This window comes from Candidatus Cyanaurora vandensis (genome assembly GCF_013285555.1).
GTDB lineage: Bacteria > Cyanobacteriota > Cyanobacteriia > Gloeobacterales > Anthocerotibacteraceae > Cyanaurora > Cyanaurora vandensis.
In genome coordinates, this window is record NZ_JAAXLT010000184.1 from 1 (window position 1) to 15145 (window position 15145).

Sequence of the window (15145 nt, forward strand, 5' to 3'; positions counted from 1 at the left end):
GGGGCTGGGGGTAGGGGGCAGCTGTTGTAGGAGCCACGGAAATCTTGCAAGCCTCGCGGAAATTTTGTAAGTCTTGCGGGAAACTTAGCAGACTCCAGGGGAAGCTTAGTTGGTCTCGCGGAAATCTTGCCGGAGCCACGGCAATCCTGCGAGAGCCACGGCAATCTTGCAGACCCCACGGGAAACTTAGCAGACCCGGCGGAACTTTCCGGGACTCCTACAACAGTTCTCTCATCTCTTACTGCCTTGGTCCCCCACTACGTGGGGCGGAGGGGCCTTCTTGAGTTGTAGGCTGGGGCTAAAGTCGCTTCCTAAAATGGTGCCGTGACGAACACACTCATCTGGTTTCGTAAGGGACTTAGGCTGCATGACAACCCGGCTTTGCAGAGCGCGGCGCAGGGGGCTAGGCGTTTGTGGCCCGTCTTCATCCTGGACCCCTGGTTTGTCGCGCCGGAGCGGGTCGGGGTCAGCCGGATGCTCTTTTTACTAGAAAGTTTGACGGATCTGGATGCTCAGTTACAGCAACTAGGTACCCGTCTATTTGTGCTACGAGGCCAACCGGAGCTAGTGCTGGACCGGATTTTGGGGGAATGGCAGATTGGTCGGTTGTGCTTTGAGCGCGATACTGAACCCTTTGCCCTCAACCGGGACGGGCGGGTCCGTGCCCTGGCTGAGCGTCGGGGTATTGAAGTCATTACGCCCACGGGTCACACCCTCTTTGACCCCGATGCGACCATCCAGGCAAATGGGGGACGTGCCCCCAAGACCTACGGGGCTTTTTGCAAGCTCATCGAGAAGCTGGAAGTACCCCAGATAATTGCGCCGCCCCAAACTTTACCCCCGCCCGGTGAGGTGGCAGCGGCCCATGCGATTCCCACCCCGGCTGAACTGGGTTATCCCGCCGGGGACGAGCGTATACAACCGATTTATGAAGGCGGTGAGACGGTGGGTCGGGCGCGGTTTTTTGACTACAGTGCAGATATCAACCGGGTCGTTACCTTTGCTAAGCCCGAGACTGACCCCACGGCCTTTGCTCCGCCCTCAACGACTGCACTGGGGGCACATCTCAAATTTGGCTGCCTCTCGGCGCGGACCTTTTACCACCACATCCAGCAAATTAACCAGACCGTGGGCGAGTACACAAAACCGCCGGTATCCCTCATCGGTCAAATTATCTGGCGCGAATTCTTCTACACCCTCGCCTACAGCACCCCCAACTATGACCGGATGGTGGGCAACCCGCTTTGTCGGCAGATTCCCTGGGATGAGAACCCCCAATTTTTGTCAGCTTGGTCTGAGGGGCAGACGGGCTATCCCTGGATTGATGCGGCGATGGTCCAACTGGCACAGGAGGGCTGGCTGCACCATTTGAGCCGTCACGCCGTGCCTGTTTCCTTACCCGTGGCGACCTCTGGCTGAGTTGGGAGACCGGACAGGCCGTGTTTGACCGCTTGCTAGTGGACCAGGACTGGAGCTTGAACGCGAGTAATTGGCTGTGGCTCTCCGCGAGTGCTTTTTTCCATGCCTACCACCGCGTCTATAGCCCGGTCACCTTCCCCAAAAAGTATGATCCCGAGGGCCGTTTCGTCCGCCGTTACTTACCCGTGCTAGCCCGGATGCCGAAACAGTACATTTATGAACCCTGGCAAGCACCCCTCACGGTCCAAAAAGAAGCGGGTTGTCGTGTGGGCCACGATTACCCAGAACCCATCGTTAACCACAGCCAAGTCAAGGACCGCAACCTTGAGCGGATGCGTCAAGCCTTTGCCCATCAGCGGTCCTCGGTCGTCCAATGGTAAAATTCACCTAAAAAGGAGCAGCGGACATGGGGGTATGGCTCATCACAGGGACCTCGACGGGATTTGGGCGGGGGTTGACCGAGCGGTTGTTGGAGCGCGGGGACCAAGTGATTGCCACGGCCCGTCAAGTCGAACAGATCCAGGATTTTGCAGAACGTTTTGGCGAGAGGGTCTTGACCTTGCCCCTGGATGTCACCCAGTCAGAAGACCCCGAGCGAGCAGTGGCGGCGGGTTTAGCGCGTTTTGGGCGGATTGATGGACTAGTGAATAATGCGGGTTACGGTTATTTCGCCACCCAGGAAGAGGGGGATCTGCCCAAGGTGGAGCAGATGTTCCAGGTGAATGTCTTTGGTCTGGTGCGGATGACTCAGGCGGTTTTGCCCGTGATGCGGACCCAGGGCAGGGGTTTGGTGGTGAACCTGAGTAGTGTCGGCGGACGGGTGGCCTTTGCGGGCGGGGGATTTTATAACGCGACGAAGTTTGCGGTGGAAGCGTTGAGTGAGGCGTTATTTTATGAAGTGGCGAGTTTTGGCATCCGGGTCTTGGTGATTGAGCCGGGGGCCTATGCGACGGATTTCGGTTCGCGCTCGGCGGTGCGGGACGGGGGCAAGGAGGATTCGCCTTATCAAGCAGTCCGCGCCAGTTGGGGAGCCGCGATGAGTAAAGTCATGCCCCAACGCCAGGACCCCGCCGACGGGATTACCCAGATGTTGACCGCTTTGGATGCAGGTGAACCCTTTGCACGGGTGGCGATTGGTCCTGATTCGGTGTCCGCCATCGGTCAACGGGAAACCTTGGGCGATAAGGCTTTTATGAAAATGATGGCCCAACGGTACGGTTTGACGCAGATGCCAGAATAGAGGTAACTTCCGTCAAAAACCTGTGCTAGCACCCGAGACCACGAGCCCCGACGCTGAGCGTATCCACAGCGAAGTCCAGAAACGCTGTACCTTTGCCATCATCTCCCACCCCGACGCGGGTAAGACGACCCTCACCGAAAAGCTACTCCTGTACGGAGGGGCGATTGAGTTGGCGGGGTCCGTGCGGGCTAAACGCAACCACCGGGCCGCGACCTCAGACTGGATGGCCTTGGAGCAACAGCGGGGGATTTCGATTACCTCCACCGTCCTCCAGTTTCCCTACTCGGGTCAGCAAATTAATTTACTGGATACACCGGGCCACCAGGATTTCTCTGAGGATACTTACCGGACGCTGACGGCGGTGGACAACGCCGTGATGCTGATTGACGCAGCCAAGGGGATTGAGCCCCAGACGCGCAAACTTTTTGAAGTCTGTCGGATGCGCGGGATTCCAATTTTTACCTTTATCAACAAACTCGACCGACCGGGCCGCGAACCCTTACAACTCCTGGACGAACTCGAAAAAATCCTGGGGATTGGGGCGTTCCCGATGAACTGGCCCATCGGCATTGGGCCGACTTTTAAGGGCGTGTACGACCGTTTGACCCGGCAAATGCACCTCTTTGATGGTAGTGAACACGGACGTAGGCGGGCTCCGGTCCAACTGACCGGGTTGGATGACCCCCAGATTGAGCGGCTAAGCGATCCCCAGACTTACCGCCAGTTCCGCGAAGAAATCGAGATCCTGGATGGTGCTGGAGATGATTTTGACCTTGAGCAGGTGCAGCAGGGCCAGATTACGCCCGTCTTTTTCGGCTCAGCAATGAATAACTTTGGGGTCCAACTCTTCTTGGATACCTTCACGGGACTTGCCGCCCGTCCCAGTCCCCGTCTGGTCAAGGGGGGCAAAGTAGAACCGGAGGACGAGGAGTTTTCGGGGTTCGTCTTCAAGATCCAGGCCAATATGGACGCGAAACACCGGGACTGTATTGCCTTTGTGCGGGTCTGTTCGGGCCGTTTCGAGAAGGATATGACCGTCAACCATGTCCGCACGGGCCGAAAAATTCGCCTCACTCGTCCCCAAAAACTCTTTGGGCAAGAGCGCGAGGTGATTACCGAAGCCTACGCCGGGGATATCATCGGGCTGACCAATCCGGGGGTATTCGCCATCGGGGATACGGTCTGTGTGGGCAAAAATATCCAGTTCCAGGGCATCCCCCAATTCCCGCCGGAGCTTTTCGCCCTGCTGCGTAACCCCAACCCCTCCAAGTACAAAAATTTCACCAAGGGTATTGAGCAGTTGAGTCAGGAAGGGGCGGTGCAGGTGATGTACGACCTCGACGAGAGCCGCCGTGACCCGCTCTTGGCGGCAGTGGGGCAGTTGCAGTTTGAGGTGATTCAGTCGCGTTTGGAGACCGAGTACGGGGTCGAGACCCTCCTGGAACCCTTACCCTATAAGTTGGCCCGTTGGCTGGAAGGAGATAGCTCGGCTCTGGTCCTCTACCCTGATACGCGGGTGGTCAAGGACTTGTTGGGCCGCCGGGTCGTCCTCTTCAAAAACGAATGGGCCGTAGACCAGATGCAAACCCGTAACCCCCAGCTAAAATTCCTGACAATTGCGCCCTTGTAGGCAAGCATCAACACGTCTGTGACTGTGGAATGACCGCAAGTTTGCGATAGAGCTAGACTACGATCTCGGGACTTCCGCAAGAGCCATCGGCATGGCAGGGTGCTTCAGTTGCTGCATCAACCACCCAGAGCGTAGCCCCTGCTTGAGTTAATAGATGGTTTGGCCTCTACCATAGGCTACGTCTTTAAGCCCTACCCACACCTGTTTGACTTCGCGGTGAAACTCCGCGACTTGCCAACGGACGCGCCACGCCTTTGGTACGCCAACCGTGGCGTTTTGAGTCCTGTTCATGACTTACGCACAGCCTATAGCCCCTAAGGAAGAAATAGCCATCACACTTTGCATCAGAAAAAACACAGCCTGTAGCAGCCAGAGTTAGCCGCTGGCTGGCACTTTAGCCTTACTGGTTATTTGCTTCTCCCCGTTAAAAAACCACTGTGGTCCGCATCTTGAACCCCATCCCGGCTTAAATGGGCAAGGTGCCACACTGTGGGTAACCGGTGCTTGGCAAGAAGTCTCAGCCAGGGTTCTGACGATACATAGGCTATCATCACCCGTCGCTTTGCGTAAGTCCTGTGCCATTTGCTGCACTGATTTTTGGTCAGCCTACAGCCAAGTCATCGCTCCTGAGCGTCATCATGGAGTGGGTAAAGAGAGTGGTAAGACGAATGGAGTGGAGCGGTTTAATAACACATTGCGTTAACGCGTAGGGCAAAGGAAATAGCTAATAACGAAAATGCCGATGTAAATTGGCTACAACCAATTTGATTATTCAAGTTGTTCTCTTGAACCTATTTTCTTTTCCACTGCACCTCAAACTCCAAAATCTTGATTCATTTTTACTTATGCCCTTAAAAAAATCATTGAGAAAATCTACAAATGAAGTTATATGTGTAGCCTTCAAGGTTACAAGGTCGATCATCCCACTTAGATTCGCGACCAGGTTGTTTATTCATGATCACCGCGCAGTCCTCACCACCTTGGAAGTTGCCCATACCATTGTTGGGTTCATTGTTTGGTGGGTTTTTATCCCAGTTTGAATAAGCAAGAGGGTTATCATTATTCCAAGTCCAATAGTTTTCAGTTTCTTGATCAGTCAGCCCGATCCAAGTGTCACCCAAACTATAACGCTGAATCTGCTTGAAAAGAAAGGCATCCTCATCTTCATCTTCAATGAGGACTAAGGAGGAGCCAGATTTTTTGCAGGTTAAATCTGCTTGATACCAAGTTTGCTTTGAAGCGCAAAGCCAATAAGTTGTTTGGTTTCTTGTACTCTGATTGCAGTAGCTAGGGGGCTCAGGAATAATTGTTGGGACAGGTTCTGGCGGTGGGCGAAAGACAATATCTCCTTGATCCAATTCTACATCCCGAATTTTTCCATACTGTGGCGACTGGCTGTTGTTTGTGTATCCCGGTAACTTTTGTGTTAGAAAAAGACCTAGTTCGCTGCCAGTGACATATCCATCTTTAGAGAAATCAGCCTCGCCCTTAAGTGCCCGTACTAAAAGCGGGGTAAACACACTCTTGGCAGGAACTTTTTGACCTGCATCACCAGCTGCTAGAAACTGACGAACGGGCTTATCTATCACTGTCCGTATATAAGAATCGTCCAACTTCATTTTAGATTTTGTCTTGAATACCGTACCAGAGAAACAACTGTCAAATACAAACAGAACATGCTTAGATTCAATATTCCTTGCCCAAGTCATGACCTGTTCCATAGAAACTGCCTTTCTTAAGAAATCGGTTTCATCCAGTGTTGGATCGGGTGCATCTACGGGAACTAAATAGCCCTTATCTCTGTTGCGTGTATCGCCATGACCTGTGTAGAAAATCACTAAGCGATTGTCACGTTTATACCCATAGGTAGCAATAAAATCTTGAACCTCGCTCATGATAGACTGCCCCGTTGGATTGCCTACCATTCTCACGTTAAATCCCTGACGCACTAATACAGCTTTGACATCGTTGGCTTCTCGTTCTACATTAATTAATTTACTCCAAGCCTTATAATCGCCTACCCAAATAATTAGCGCATGGCTTTCTTTGTAGAGGACAATAGATTTTCCTTTCTTATCCATAATCCGAACTTCTCTATTGGGTTGTGCTTTCAGTGCACCTCCGATTAACCAAGTAGCCAACACAAGCACCAAGAAAACTTTTAATGGGCGGGAGAATCCTAGATTCATCATTTTTTGCTAATCGCCTCCATCGCCTTCACTAAATCCAAGATTTGCGGATTTTGTTGAGCCTGGAGAACCTGGATTTTGCCGTCATTCTGCGATACAACTATCGTCCCTCCAGGCAGCTTGCTATCATTTTCGATTTTTAGTTTACCAGTCTTCTTGTCCTTATAAATAATGAATGCGCCATACTGGACATCGCGATAAAGATCTAACAAGGTCTTAGCTAACTCTGCTAGAGCCACCGCGCCAACCAGAATGTAAACCAAGGGCAAGCCTTTACTACCCTCCACTGTTTTGGGATCGCCCTGTATGGTTCCCTTAAAGCTTAGCGACTCTCGTACTTTCTTAACCTGCTCTCTTTGGAGTCGCCATTCAATAGTAGCTACATTGTTTTCCTGTCCATGTACTGACAATCGGGTAAAGGGTAGGAGGATAAATGCACCCAATTTCACTAAAAATACTCGTCTAGGTCGCTTCATCTGTTAACTACCTGATCTTTCCTTTTTATTAAACCATAATTCAGCCAGATTACCACTTCTACTATATAAATCGCTACCAGAAGGTGCCTAGCCCCTATATCGTACCGGATCGGTACTACTTGCTGCTCCAGTTGTAAAAAAATTCTCCATCAAGTGCCGCGCTTGGTACAAATACTTGTCACGGCTGCCACACGTCTGCTTGGGAGCAACGGCTAAAACGGGTAGCACCACCCGGAAGTCGCCAAAGCGAGGGGGCAGGTCATGTCAGGGAATCTGTGCGACAGCAGTACAGAACGGCTTCTCAGCCCGTCAATTTCCACCAGTGACGCAGGGGCCACCAGAGCAGCGGTGCCCAGAGGCTCGTCACTAGCCCTGAGGCGAGACTGACCCGTTGGTGATGTGCCCAGAGCAAATCTGTCTCGACCCAACCGAGGGCCATAAACTGTAGGGCCAAGGTCGTCTCGTAGAGGACCGCCAAGGCAAACGCTATTAACCCCAAGGCGAGGACTTCCGATTGCAGGAGCCGATAGTTGCGTAACCAAGCCGTCAAGACCCCCACGAGGGCGAGTCCCAGCGTATGGGTAGGCAAGGCTGGTCCCAAGCCATCTAAGACCAAGCCCAGCATGCACCCCGCCAATAAACCCTGCCACCAAGTCCGCTCAAAGCTAAAACAGACCACCCACAGCACCACCCAATCCACCGTCACTCCCCCCAAGCTCAACCCCGGTAGGTAGAGCCACTGAGCATAGGCACAGGCCAACCCCGAGAGGACCGTCCCCAGGTGGACCATCAAGTTAGGGCGTGAGAGCATCAGGCAGAGGGCGGCTGACCACCCCAGTGTGGATAAAGGCCCACTGCAAACCGTCCAGGGGAGCCGTGAATTGAACCGTAGCCTGGAGGACTTCTGTACGTTTGTCCGGGAGACGGCTAATCTTCCCCACCGGGAGGTTGCCCGGAAACCGTGAACTCAGGCCCGAAGTCACCACGGTATCCCCTAGCTTGACCTGACTCTGGCTATCAAAGAACTCCAGAATGCCTTCACTGCGGTAGGTCCCCGTAACCACGCCCATGGCCCCCGTCCGGTTGACCTGAACCCCGACCTTGCTGAGGGGGTCACTCACCAACAGCACCCGCGCCGTACGGTCTGAGACCGCCACCACTTCACCAATTAAGCCCCCCGGAGCCGTGACCGGGTTTCCCAAGGCGACCCCATCCGTAGTCCCGCGATTGAGGACGAGGGTGCGCCACCAGTGGTCCCCGTTGCGCCCAATCACTTGGGCCGCCACAGGTTTACTTTGGGGAGTAACCGGGACCGCTAGCATCGTCCGTAACCGTTCGTTCTCCTGCTCTAGCGATGTCAGGCGTTGTTCTAGTTCTAAGGTGCGGTAGGTGCTGAGATTCGGCGGCGGGACGACTTCTAGACCGACCAAGGGCCAGTTTAGCCAGTACCAGACATCTGTTAAAACCTGGGCTTGGGTTTGCCGGATATAGAGAGCGGCAAGTAAGAGGACCAGGGTACCGACCACCTGCCACTGATAACGACCCCACCAGCGCAGCAGACCTGCTCTCATGGTTTCACCTTCACTCTTTACCCCGGAAACTACCGCTCAAAACGCGCTCTAGACTCTTGAAGTTCTCCACGACCTTGCCGGTCCCGAGGACGACACAACTCAAGGGGTCCTCTGCCACATGGACCAAGATACCTGTCTCATGGGAGATTAAGGCATCAAGACCGCGCAACAGGGCACCCCCACCGGCAAGCATTACGCCCCGGTCAATGATGTCAGCGGCAAGCTCGGGAGGCGTGCGCTCTAGGGTCCGTTTGACGGCCTCGACGATGACCGCGAGGGGCTCCGTCATACTTTCACGAATCTCTGTAGCACAGATAGTCACGGTCCGGGGTAAACCCGAGAGCAGATGGAGTCCGCGCACCTGCATTTTGTGCTCTTCGCCCTTATTGGGGTACGCGGAACCGATTTGGATTTTGATGTCCTCGGCGGTGCGTTCACCAATAATCAGGTTGTGGACTTTTTTGAGGTATTGGGTGATGGCTTCGTTGAGTTCGTCCCCGGCAACCCGCACGGATTCTGATAGCACAATTCCTTTGAGCGAGAGAACGGCGACCTCGGTGGTCCCGCCGCCAATGTCCACAATCATCGTTCCAGTTGGTTCGGAAACCGGGAGTCCCGCGCCAATTGCTGCTGCCACAGGTTCATCTACCAAGAAAACTTCACGAGCCCCGGCTTGGTAGGCTGCATCCATCACGGCCCTGCGCTCAACCCCAGTTACACCCGAAGGAATACCAATCACAATACGCGGTTGGATAAGCGATGTCCCTTCATGGACCCGGCGGATAAAGTGTTTGAGCATCTGCTCGGCGGTCTCAAAATCAGCAATAACGCCATCGCGGAGGGGCCGGAGGGCACGGATGTTACCGGGGGTCCGCCCCAGCATTTTTTTAGCTTCCTCACCCACGGCAAGCGGCGTTTTGGTGATTTCGTCAATGGCGACGACCGAGGGTTCGGAAAGGACAATGCCCCGTCCGGCTACATAAATTAATGTATTCGCGGTACCCAGATCAATGCCAATGTCTCTGGAAAAGCGACTGAAGAAACCCACGTGCCTTGTCCCCGTTAAAGCTTCATGGGATTTTAGCACAAGGCTTTCTTATAACTGACGGAATGATACATAAAACAACCTAGGGTTGGTGGGGATGATAATTATTAACTTCAGCGGCTGGGAAGCTGGCTAGGTGTGGCGTTGAAGCGGAGAGACCGCTAGGGGTGGTCGTGCCGTAGTTCATGGGGATTAGGGGGCCTCTTGACAACCGGGCCTAGGCCGTGGCAATCTTAATGCAATTCTTTCTCAGTAAAGCGATGGCAATGGCACGGGTCCCGGCGCGGGGGTATGTTTTGTTGTGTCGGGAATGGTCTACGGAGGGAGGGGCGACGGCGCGGGGGATCTTGGACCCCCAATTGCGGGTTTGGCGGTTGGGGGAGGAGTTTTCTTTTGATGTGGTCTTCTTTTTTGGGCCGGGGATTGCAGCGGGGGTCTATTCCCTGGCGATTCAGGTCCGTTCACCCCAGGGCGCGGTCTATCGGCGGGAGCTGGGGATGTGGGACCACGAAAATCCCCACCGTCAATGGACGGTGGCCCTCGCGTTGCAGCTTCAGGTCAGCCGTCCTAACCTGGGGGACTGGGTGTTCGAGGGTTGGTTGGGAGAGGTATGTATTGCGACTACCTGTCTGGAAGTCCTCTACATCAATGTCGCGGCGGTGGTCCCTTCACTCCGACTCGGCTTGAGCGGCTAGGTGTTCTTGTTTGAGTCGGTCAAGGATTGCGTCGCGGCGGTCGTAGAGCCGTTTGAGCGGACGGGAGGGGACTTTGGCGAGGATGTAGGCGGTCAGTAACGGTAGGGCAATCGTGCTGTCTACATAGCAAACCACGGTGTCGGGGAGTTGGTCGGGGTCTACCTTGCCCCAGGAGACGGCTTCACTCGGGGTCGCGCCGGAGAGACCGCCGGTGTCGGGGCGGGCATCGGTGATCTGTAAAAAGTAATCATGGCCCTTCTCTTGAATGCCCAGCACTTCCTGGAGTTGGGGTTCGGTCTGGAGGGCGAAGTTTTTGGGGGAGCCGCCGCCCAAGATCCAGATCCCGCTCTTGCCGCCGGTCCGTTTTGCCTCTAAAACTAATCCGGCGGTCTCGTTTACGTCGAGGGCAATGTCAATCACCGGGCCTTCGCCAACTAAGCGGAGAGCAGCAATGTTCATGCCAATGGAGGAATCCCCAGGGCTAGAGGTGTAGACCGGGACTCCGGCGCGGTAGCAACTCGCCAGGAAGGATTTATCGCGGATGCCCAAGACTTGTTCGCGCTCGGCAATATATTTACCACACAGATAATGAAACTCGGCTGTGCCCATCACTCGTTGGAATTCTGGGGCCTTCAGCAAGGTGTAGAAGAACTTATCGGTGGAGAGTAATACATCGTAATCAAAGAAAATATCGTAAATCCGCACTACGCCTTCATCACGCAGAATGACATCGGAGATATTCGTACTCCCCTTGTGCATCGCCAGCCCGAGACCGTGGTGGGTATCGTGATAGAGGTTCGCCCCGGTGGCAATCACCCAGTCCACATAACCGCCCTGGACCAAGGGGATCAAGGCTGAGATGCCGAGACCCGCCGGGGTCAAGGCTCCGGTTAAGGTCAAGCCCACGGTGGTTTCGGGCTGGAGCATTTTTTGGGCCAACAGATGACAGGCTTCCTGGAGACGGGCGGCGTTGTAGGCCAAAAAGGTCTGCTCAATCAGGTCAACGACACTGATATCCGGGGTAATGGGTTGAGGGTCAATGCGCTGGCCCCTCAAGAAACGACTCTTAGCCACGGTGTCCTGGAAATACGACTGGTTCTATGGTTACACATGGACCCCGCCACCCATGCATACGCTGTTACGATGCAAAGTTTAATGAAATAACCTAGCCGTCCCCAGCCAAATCTGGAATGCTGGAGATCCGCATTCCAGCCACCACGGTGCCTACTGCTACCCAACCCCTTACTTACCACGACAGCTACCCCTGTCCGGTCTGTCGCCATGGGCAGATTTCAGCCCTCCTACTGATGGAAGCTTTTGCCTGTAATTTTTGCCGTCACATTTTTACCTGTGTGCCAGAGCAGGGACTGGTGCGGGTGGAGGATAGTGCCCAACCGTTGACTTGGCGGTGGGCGGGCAAATGGCAAGCGGTGCCCCAGGAGGACCTAGACATAACCCTGGTGATTTGGGGGGTCGGCTTAGCCCTAGTGTTTCTACCACCGCTCTTGGTTTTTTTCTCCTGTTGGTCGTGGAATAACACCCAAGTAGCGGCGTTTATCCTCTCTTGGACCCTGGCGACATTTGTAGTCCATTTCTGTTTGATTGCGTGGATGCTCGCGGAACACTATCAACTAGCCCCCTACGTCGCCAGTAAAGTGCTGCTACGCGATTGGTTCGAGAGGTGACATACTTTTTAAAACCGATGATGAAACTATTTGGATAAAACTTAAACTCACGCTAAGTATTGTCAGCAACAGATTTATTTTTTTGGGAACCGGGTACGGGACCGCGACGAGTGCTGAGGGATTGTTGGAGGAAATGGACGAGGTGGTCCACAGCGAGATTGGGCGGGAACTGGGTTAGTTCGTCTAGGGCCTCATTGAAGGTTTGCCCGGAGCGATACAGGACCCGGAAGGCTTTACGAATGAGTGCATAGGTCTGGTCGTCTTGCTGGGGAGAGATCCCGGCGCGGGCTAGGCCGACGAGGTTCAAGCCGCGTACCCGGGCTGGGTTGCCCTCGACCATGGTGAAGGGCGGCACATCCCGCTCCACCCGCGACATCCCGCCGACCATGGAGAGACGGCCCACATGGACGAACTGGTGGATACCCAACATCCCCCCAATCACGGCCCTTGATTCAATCGTCACGTGACCGGCGAGCAATACCGAACTAGAGATGACCACCTGATCTGCAATGGCGCAGTTGTGGGCGACGTGGACGTAGGCCATCAGTAAATTGTCATCCCCGATCACCGTACATTCGCCCTCGTGAGTCGCTCGGTTGACCGTGACGCACTCGCGCAGTCGATTATTGTTGCCGATGATTACGCGTGAGGGCGCACCCTGATACTTGAGGTCCTGGGGTTCACCGCCGATGACCGCGCCGGGGAAAATACGGTTATTGGCCCCGATCTCCGTCCAACCGTCAATTACCACCTGGGCCATCACCTCAGTCTCGGGGCCGATGGTAACGTGTTCGCCCACCACACTGTAGGGTCCGACGCGGACCGTGGGGTGGAGTTGGGCTTTGGGGTGGACCAGGGCGGTGGGGTGGATCAAGGACATCAGGGTGGGTTGGCTCATGGCAGACTGGTCCGCTCGACCAAGGCAAAATTCATGTCGGCTTCTCCAGCCAAATGACCATTTACTTCAGCTCTGCCGTTTAGTTTACCAAAGCGGTTGCCCCGGATTTTGACGATCTCAGCACGCATCACGACTTGGGCACCGGGTTGGATCGGGATGCGAAAACGGGTGCGCTCCGTGCCGGTGAAAACGAGTAAACGATTCTCCTGCAAGGACTTGAGGACCAAAAAAGCCCCCACCTGCCCAATAGCTTCCAGTAGTAGTACTGCCGGGAATAGCGGGCTGCCGGGGAAGTGACCGGGGAAGTAAAATTCGTTGACCGAAACATTCTTGATACCCACACAGTATTGGTGGGGCACATACTCCAAAATCCCGTCTACAAAAAGAAACGGGTAACGGTGGGGCAAGACTTGTTGGATGGCCTCAGTGTTATAGAGGATGGGACGACTGGGCAGCAGCGGTTCGGATTGCGGCATGGACGATGACTCACTGAATAAATTGACGTAAACACTGGGCAAGTTTCACATGGAGGTCGTGACCGGCTTTGAAGGCAACCACATGGGCCACCAGGGGTGCCCCGATGAGGGCCAAGTCTCCTAAGAGATCGAGGGCCTTATGCCGACAGGGTTCATCGGGCCAGTGGGGTAAGTGCCCCACCCAATGGTCCTCAGCCGCAACTAGAGCCGAGTCGAGACTACCGCCCTGAATCAGTCCCCGTGCCCGCAGTTGTTCCACCTGCGCTAGGGTCGTGAAGGTGCGGGCGGGCGCGAGTTCCTGGCTAAATATCGCTGGGGTAATCACCCAGGAGGTCCACTGCCGACCCATCACCGTCCCCGGAAAATCAATCCCATAGCTCAACCGTAACTCCGGGGCCGGAAATGCCGCCACGAAGCGGTCGCCGTCCCAGACACTGACGGGTTCCAGGAGGCGGACTACAGGCTGATCCCCGGCTTGGGCGACCCGGCCTACCCGCTGGATCTGCGCGACATAACTCAGGGCACAACCATCTAGGATCGGCAGTTCACCCTGGTCGAGGGTAATCTCACAGTTGTCAATCTCCAGCCCGACCAAGGCCGCCAATAAGTGTTCAGGGGTCCGCACCTGCACGGCTCCCTGTTCAAGTAGGGTCGAGAGTTGAGTCGAGCCGACCCAATCGGCGACCGCCGGGAGGGGGGGGCTAAGGGTTAGGTCACGGCGAATGAACTGGCGACCGGTGTGGGCAGGGGCGGGTTGGACCGTCAACTCGCACCATTTACCGCTGTGGAGGGTCGGCCCAGCCAGGGTGAAGGGCAGGGCGGTGGTGTGCTGCATTTAGAACTTCTCGCCGATACCAAAGTGAATCTGACTGCCGCTAGTGACATTGTTGAGGCCCAGGTCAATCCGCAGCGGACCCAGAGGCGACTGCAACCGGAGGCCCACCCCATAGCCGATGCCACTCCCCGGTTTGTTACGGAGGATGGCGGGGGCACCGAGGACCGAGGCCGCAGTACCCAAGTCCGTCCCGTAATCCACGAACAGGACCCCAGCCACCGGGTCTACAATCGGCGTCCTGAGTTCAGCGGTGGTGACGAGGAAACTCTGACCACTCCCCAAGGCCCCCTCAAAAAACCCGCGCACCGAGTTACTACCGCCCAGCGTCCAGGCTTCATAGGGCGGGAACAGACCAAGCAGGGTCCCCGCCCGTGCGTTAAAAGCTAAGATCTGCTGTCCATCCCCAAAAGGCAGGAGTCCCGGCACGGCGTTGAACTGGCTGTACTCCCCGCCCAACCGCGTGTAAAAAGGTGTACTGCTGATGATGCCAATGTTTTGGCTCGCCCCGACGCTCAGCAAGGTCCCCCGCGTCGGCGTTAGGGTACTGTCGCGCTGGTCGCGGACCAGACTTGCTTCTAGGGCGTAGAGATTGTCAGCATCGGTACCGCTGGCGGTGAGGGGATTGCCCGCACCATCGGTGGTATAAACCACACCAGCGGCATCGCGCAGTTGGACCCGCTCAATCCGGCCCCCCGCCGTACCGCGCCAGCCATCTGCCAAGGGCCGCCCGAAGGTCACCGCTGTCCCGATCCGGTTCTCACGGGGAAGTCCGACATCACCGGGCAGACTAATCTGGTCAAACACATAGCTGAAGGTATCGCGGGCGTAGAGGTTGACATTGAGCGCGGTGCGGCTCGGGTCGGAGTTCACCCAGGGATCGGTGAAGTTGACCGCGAACTGAAGCTGACGGGTCCCGGCCTGGAGGTCGAGCCCGACTTTCTGGTTGTTACCGCCGAGGTTTTGTTCCTGGTAAGAGAGGGTCCCGA

General features: G+C 55.4%; 15 protein-coding genes and 1 pseudogene. 5 read left to right on the forward strand and 11 right to left on the reverse strand.

Going from position 1 to position 15145, the window contains the following annotated elements; all coding sequences use genetic code 11:
- Window positions 1-324: 324 nt before the first annotated feature.
- The 3 genes and pseudogenes from HFM78_RS12895 (at window position 325) to HFM78_RS12905 (ending at window position 4289) form a co-directional block, all read left to right on the forward strand.
- Window positions 325-1799, forward strand: a pseudogene (locus HFM78_RS12895) (cryptochrome/photolyase family protein).
- Window positions 1800-1825: 26 nt separating this feature from the next.
- Complete coding sequence (locus tag HFM78_RS12900; RefSeq protein WP_287129855.1) at window positions 1826-2659, forward strand: SDR family oxidoreductase; 834 nt, start codon at window positions 1826-1828, stop codon at window positions 2657-2659.
- A gap of 22 nt (window positions 2660-2681) precedes the next feature.
- Window positions 2682-4289, forward strand: a complete 1608-nt coding sequence (locus HFM78_RS12905; protein ID WP_287129856.1) for a peptide chain release factor 3 — start codon at window positions 2682-2684, stop codon at window positions 4287-4289.
- A gap of 147 nt (window positions 4290-4436) precedes the next feature.
- Here HFM78_RS12905 and HFM78_RS12910 read toward each other — a convergent pair whose 3' ends face one another.
- The 6 genes from HFM78_RS12910 to HFM78_RS12935 form a co-directional block, all read right to left on the reverse strand.
- Complete coding sequence (locus HFM78_RS12910) at window positions 4437-4580, reverse strand: hypothetical protein (RefSeq protein WP_287129857.1); 144 nt, start codon at window positions 4578-4580, stop codon at window positions 4437-4439.
- A 569-nt stretch (window positions 4581-5149) separates the two neighbouring features.
- A complete protein-coding gene (locus tag HFM78_RS12915; RefSeq protein WP_287129858.1) occupies window positions 5150-6430 on the reverse strand; it encodes a lectin-like protein in 1281 nt (426 codons plus the stop codon).
- A gap of 47 nt (window positions 6431-6477) precedes the next feature.
- Window positions 6478-6954, reverse strand: a complete 477-nt coding sequence (locus HFM78_RS12920) for a hypothetical protein (protein ID WP_287129859.1) — start codon at window positions 6952-6954, stop codon at window positions 6478-6480.
- 301 nt (window positions 6955-7255) lie between these two features.
- Window positions 7256-7765, reverse strand: a complete 510-nt coding sequence (gene mreD / locus HFM78_RS12925; RefSeq protein WP_287129860.1) for a rod shape-determining protein MreD — start codon at window positions 7763-7765, stop codon at window positions 7256-7258.
- Window positions 7749-8525, reverse strand: a complete 777-nt coding sequence (gene mreC, locus HFM78_RS12930) for a rod shape-determining protein MreC (RefSeq protein WP_287129861.1) — start codon at window positions 8523-8525, stop codon at window positions 7749-7751. The genes mreD and mreC overlap by 17 nt, the downstream gene beginning before the upstream one ends.
- Window positions 8526-8535: 10 nt before the next feature.
- Complete coding sequence (locus HFM78_RS12935) at window positions 8536-9573, reverse strand: rod shape-determining protein (RefSeq protein ID WP_287129862.1); 1038 nt, start codon at window positions 9571-9573, stop codon at window positions 8536-8538.
- Between the two features lie 233 nt (window positions 9574-9806).
- On the opposite strand from HFM78_RS12935, the gene HFM78_RS12940 reads away from it, so the two are divergent.
- Window positions 9807-10265 carry a hypothetical protein gene (locus tag HFM78_RS12940; RefSeq protein ID WP_287129863.1) on the forward strand — a complete coding sequence of 153 codons (459 nt, stop codon included), beginning with the start codon at window positions 9807-9809 and terminating at the stop codon, window positions 10263-10265.
- Here HFM78_RS12940 and speY read toward each other — a convergent pair.
- Window positions 10239-11339 (reverse strand): homospermidine biosynthesis protein, encoded by a 1101-nt coding sequence (speY, locus tag HFM78_RS12945; protein WP_287129864.1) that lies wholly within the window; start codon window positions 11337-11339, stop codon window positions 10239-10241. The genes HFM78_RS12940 and speY overlap by 27 nt on opposite strands.
- Window positions 11340-11455: 116 nt before the next feature.
- Here speY and HFM78_RS12950 point away from each other — a divergent pair, with 116 nt between their 5' ends.
- On the forward strand, window positions 11456-11950 hold the full coding sequence (locus HFM78_RS12950; protein ID WP_287129865.1) for a hypothetical protein: 495 nt from the start codon (window positions 11456-11458) through the stop codon (window positions 11948-11950).
- A 52-nt stretch (window positions 11951-12002) separates the two neighbouring features.
- Here HFM78_RS12950 and lpxA read toward each other — a convergent pair whose 3' ends face one another.
- The 4 genes from lpxA to HFM78_RS12970 form a co-directional block, all read right to left on the reverse strand.
- The gene (lpxA, locus tag HFM78_RS12955; RefSeq protein WP_287129866.1) at window positions 12003-12848 is read right to left on the reverse strand and encodes an acyl-ACP--UDP-N-acetylglucosamine O-acyltransferase; all 846 of its coding nucleotides are present in this window, start codon (window positions 12846-12848) and stop codon (window positions 12003-12005) included.
- Entirely contained in the window at window positions 12845-13324 is a 480-nt protein-coding gene (fabZ, locus tag HFM78_RS12960; protein WP_287129867.1) for a 3-hydroxyacyl-ACP dehydratase FabZ, read from the reverse strand. The genes lpxA and fabZ overlap by 4 nt, the downstream gene beginning before the upstream one ends.
- A gap of 10 nt (window positions 13325-13334) precedes the next feature.
- Window positions 13335-14159 (reverse strand): UDP-3-O-acyl-N-acetylglucosamine deacetylase, encoded by an 825-nt coding sequence (gene lpxC, locus HFM78_RS12965; RefSeq protein ID WP_287129868.1) that lies wholly within the window; start codon window positions 14157-14159, stop codon window positions 13335-13337.
- Window positions 14160-15145: BamA/TamA family outer membrane protein (locus HFM78_RS12970; RefSeq protein WP_287129869.1), on the reverse strand; the 986-nt coding region annotated here is incomplete at its 5' end.

What these genes read in the sequence shown, in the direction of transcription:
- HFM78_RS12900 (WP_287129855.1), top strand. Translation starts at nt 1,826, where the DNA reads ATGGGGGTATGGCTCATCACAGGGACCTCGACGGGATTTGGGCGGGGG.
- HFM78_RS12910 (WP_287129857.1), bottom strand. Translation starts at nt 4,580, where the DNA reads ATGAACAGGACTCAAAACGCCACGGTTGGCGTACCAAAGGCGTGGCGC.
- HFM78_RS12920 (WP_287129859.1), bottom strand. Translation starts at nt 6,954, where the DNA reads ATGAAGCGACCTAGACGAGTATTTTTAGTGAAATTGGGTGCATTTATC.
- mreD (WP_287129860.1), bottom strand. Translation starts at nt 7,765, where the DNA reads ATGCTCTCACGCCCTAACTTGATGGTCCACCTGGGGACGGTCCTCTCG.
- mreC (WP_287129861.1), bottom strand. Translation starts at nt 8,525, where the DNA reads ATGAGAGCAGGTCTGCTGCGCTGGTGGGGTCGTTATCAGTGGCAGGTG.
- HFM78_RS12940 (WP_287129863.1), top strand. Translation starts at nt 9,807, where the DNA reads ATGCAATTCTTTCTCAGTAAAGCGATGGCAATGGCACGGGTCCCGGCG.
- HFM78_RS12950 (WP_287129865.1), top strand. Translation starts at nt 11,456, where the DNA reads ATGCTGGAGATCCGCATTCCAGCCACCACGGTGCCTACTGCTACCCAA.
- lpxA (WP_287129866.1), bottom strand. Translation starts at nt 12,848, where the DNA reads ATGAGCCAACCCACCCTGATGTCCTTGATCCACCCCACCGCCCTGGTC.
- fabZ (WP_287129867.1), bottom strand. Translation starts at nt 13,324, where the DNA reads ATGCCGCAATCCGAACCGCTGCTGCCCAGTCGTCCCATCCTCTATAAC.
- lpxC (WP_287129868.1), bottom strand. Translation starts at nt 14,159, where the DNA reads ATGCAGCACACCACCGCCCTGCCCTTCACCCTGGCTGGGCCGACCCTC.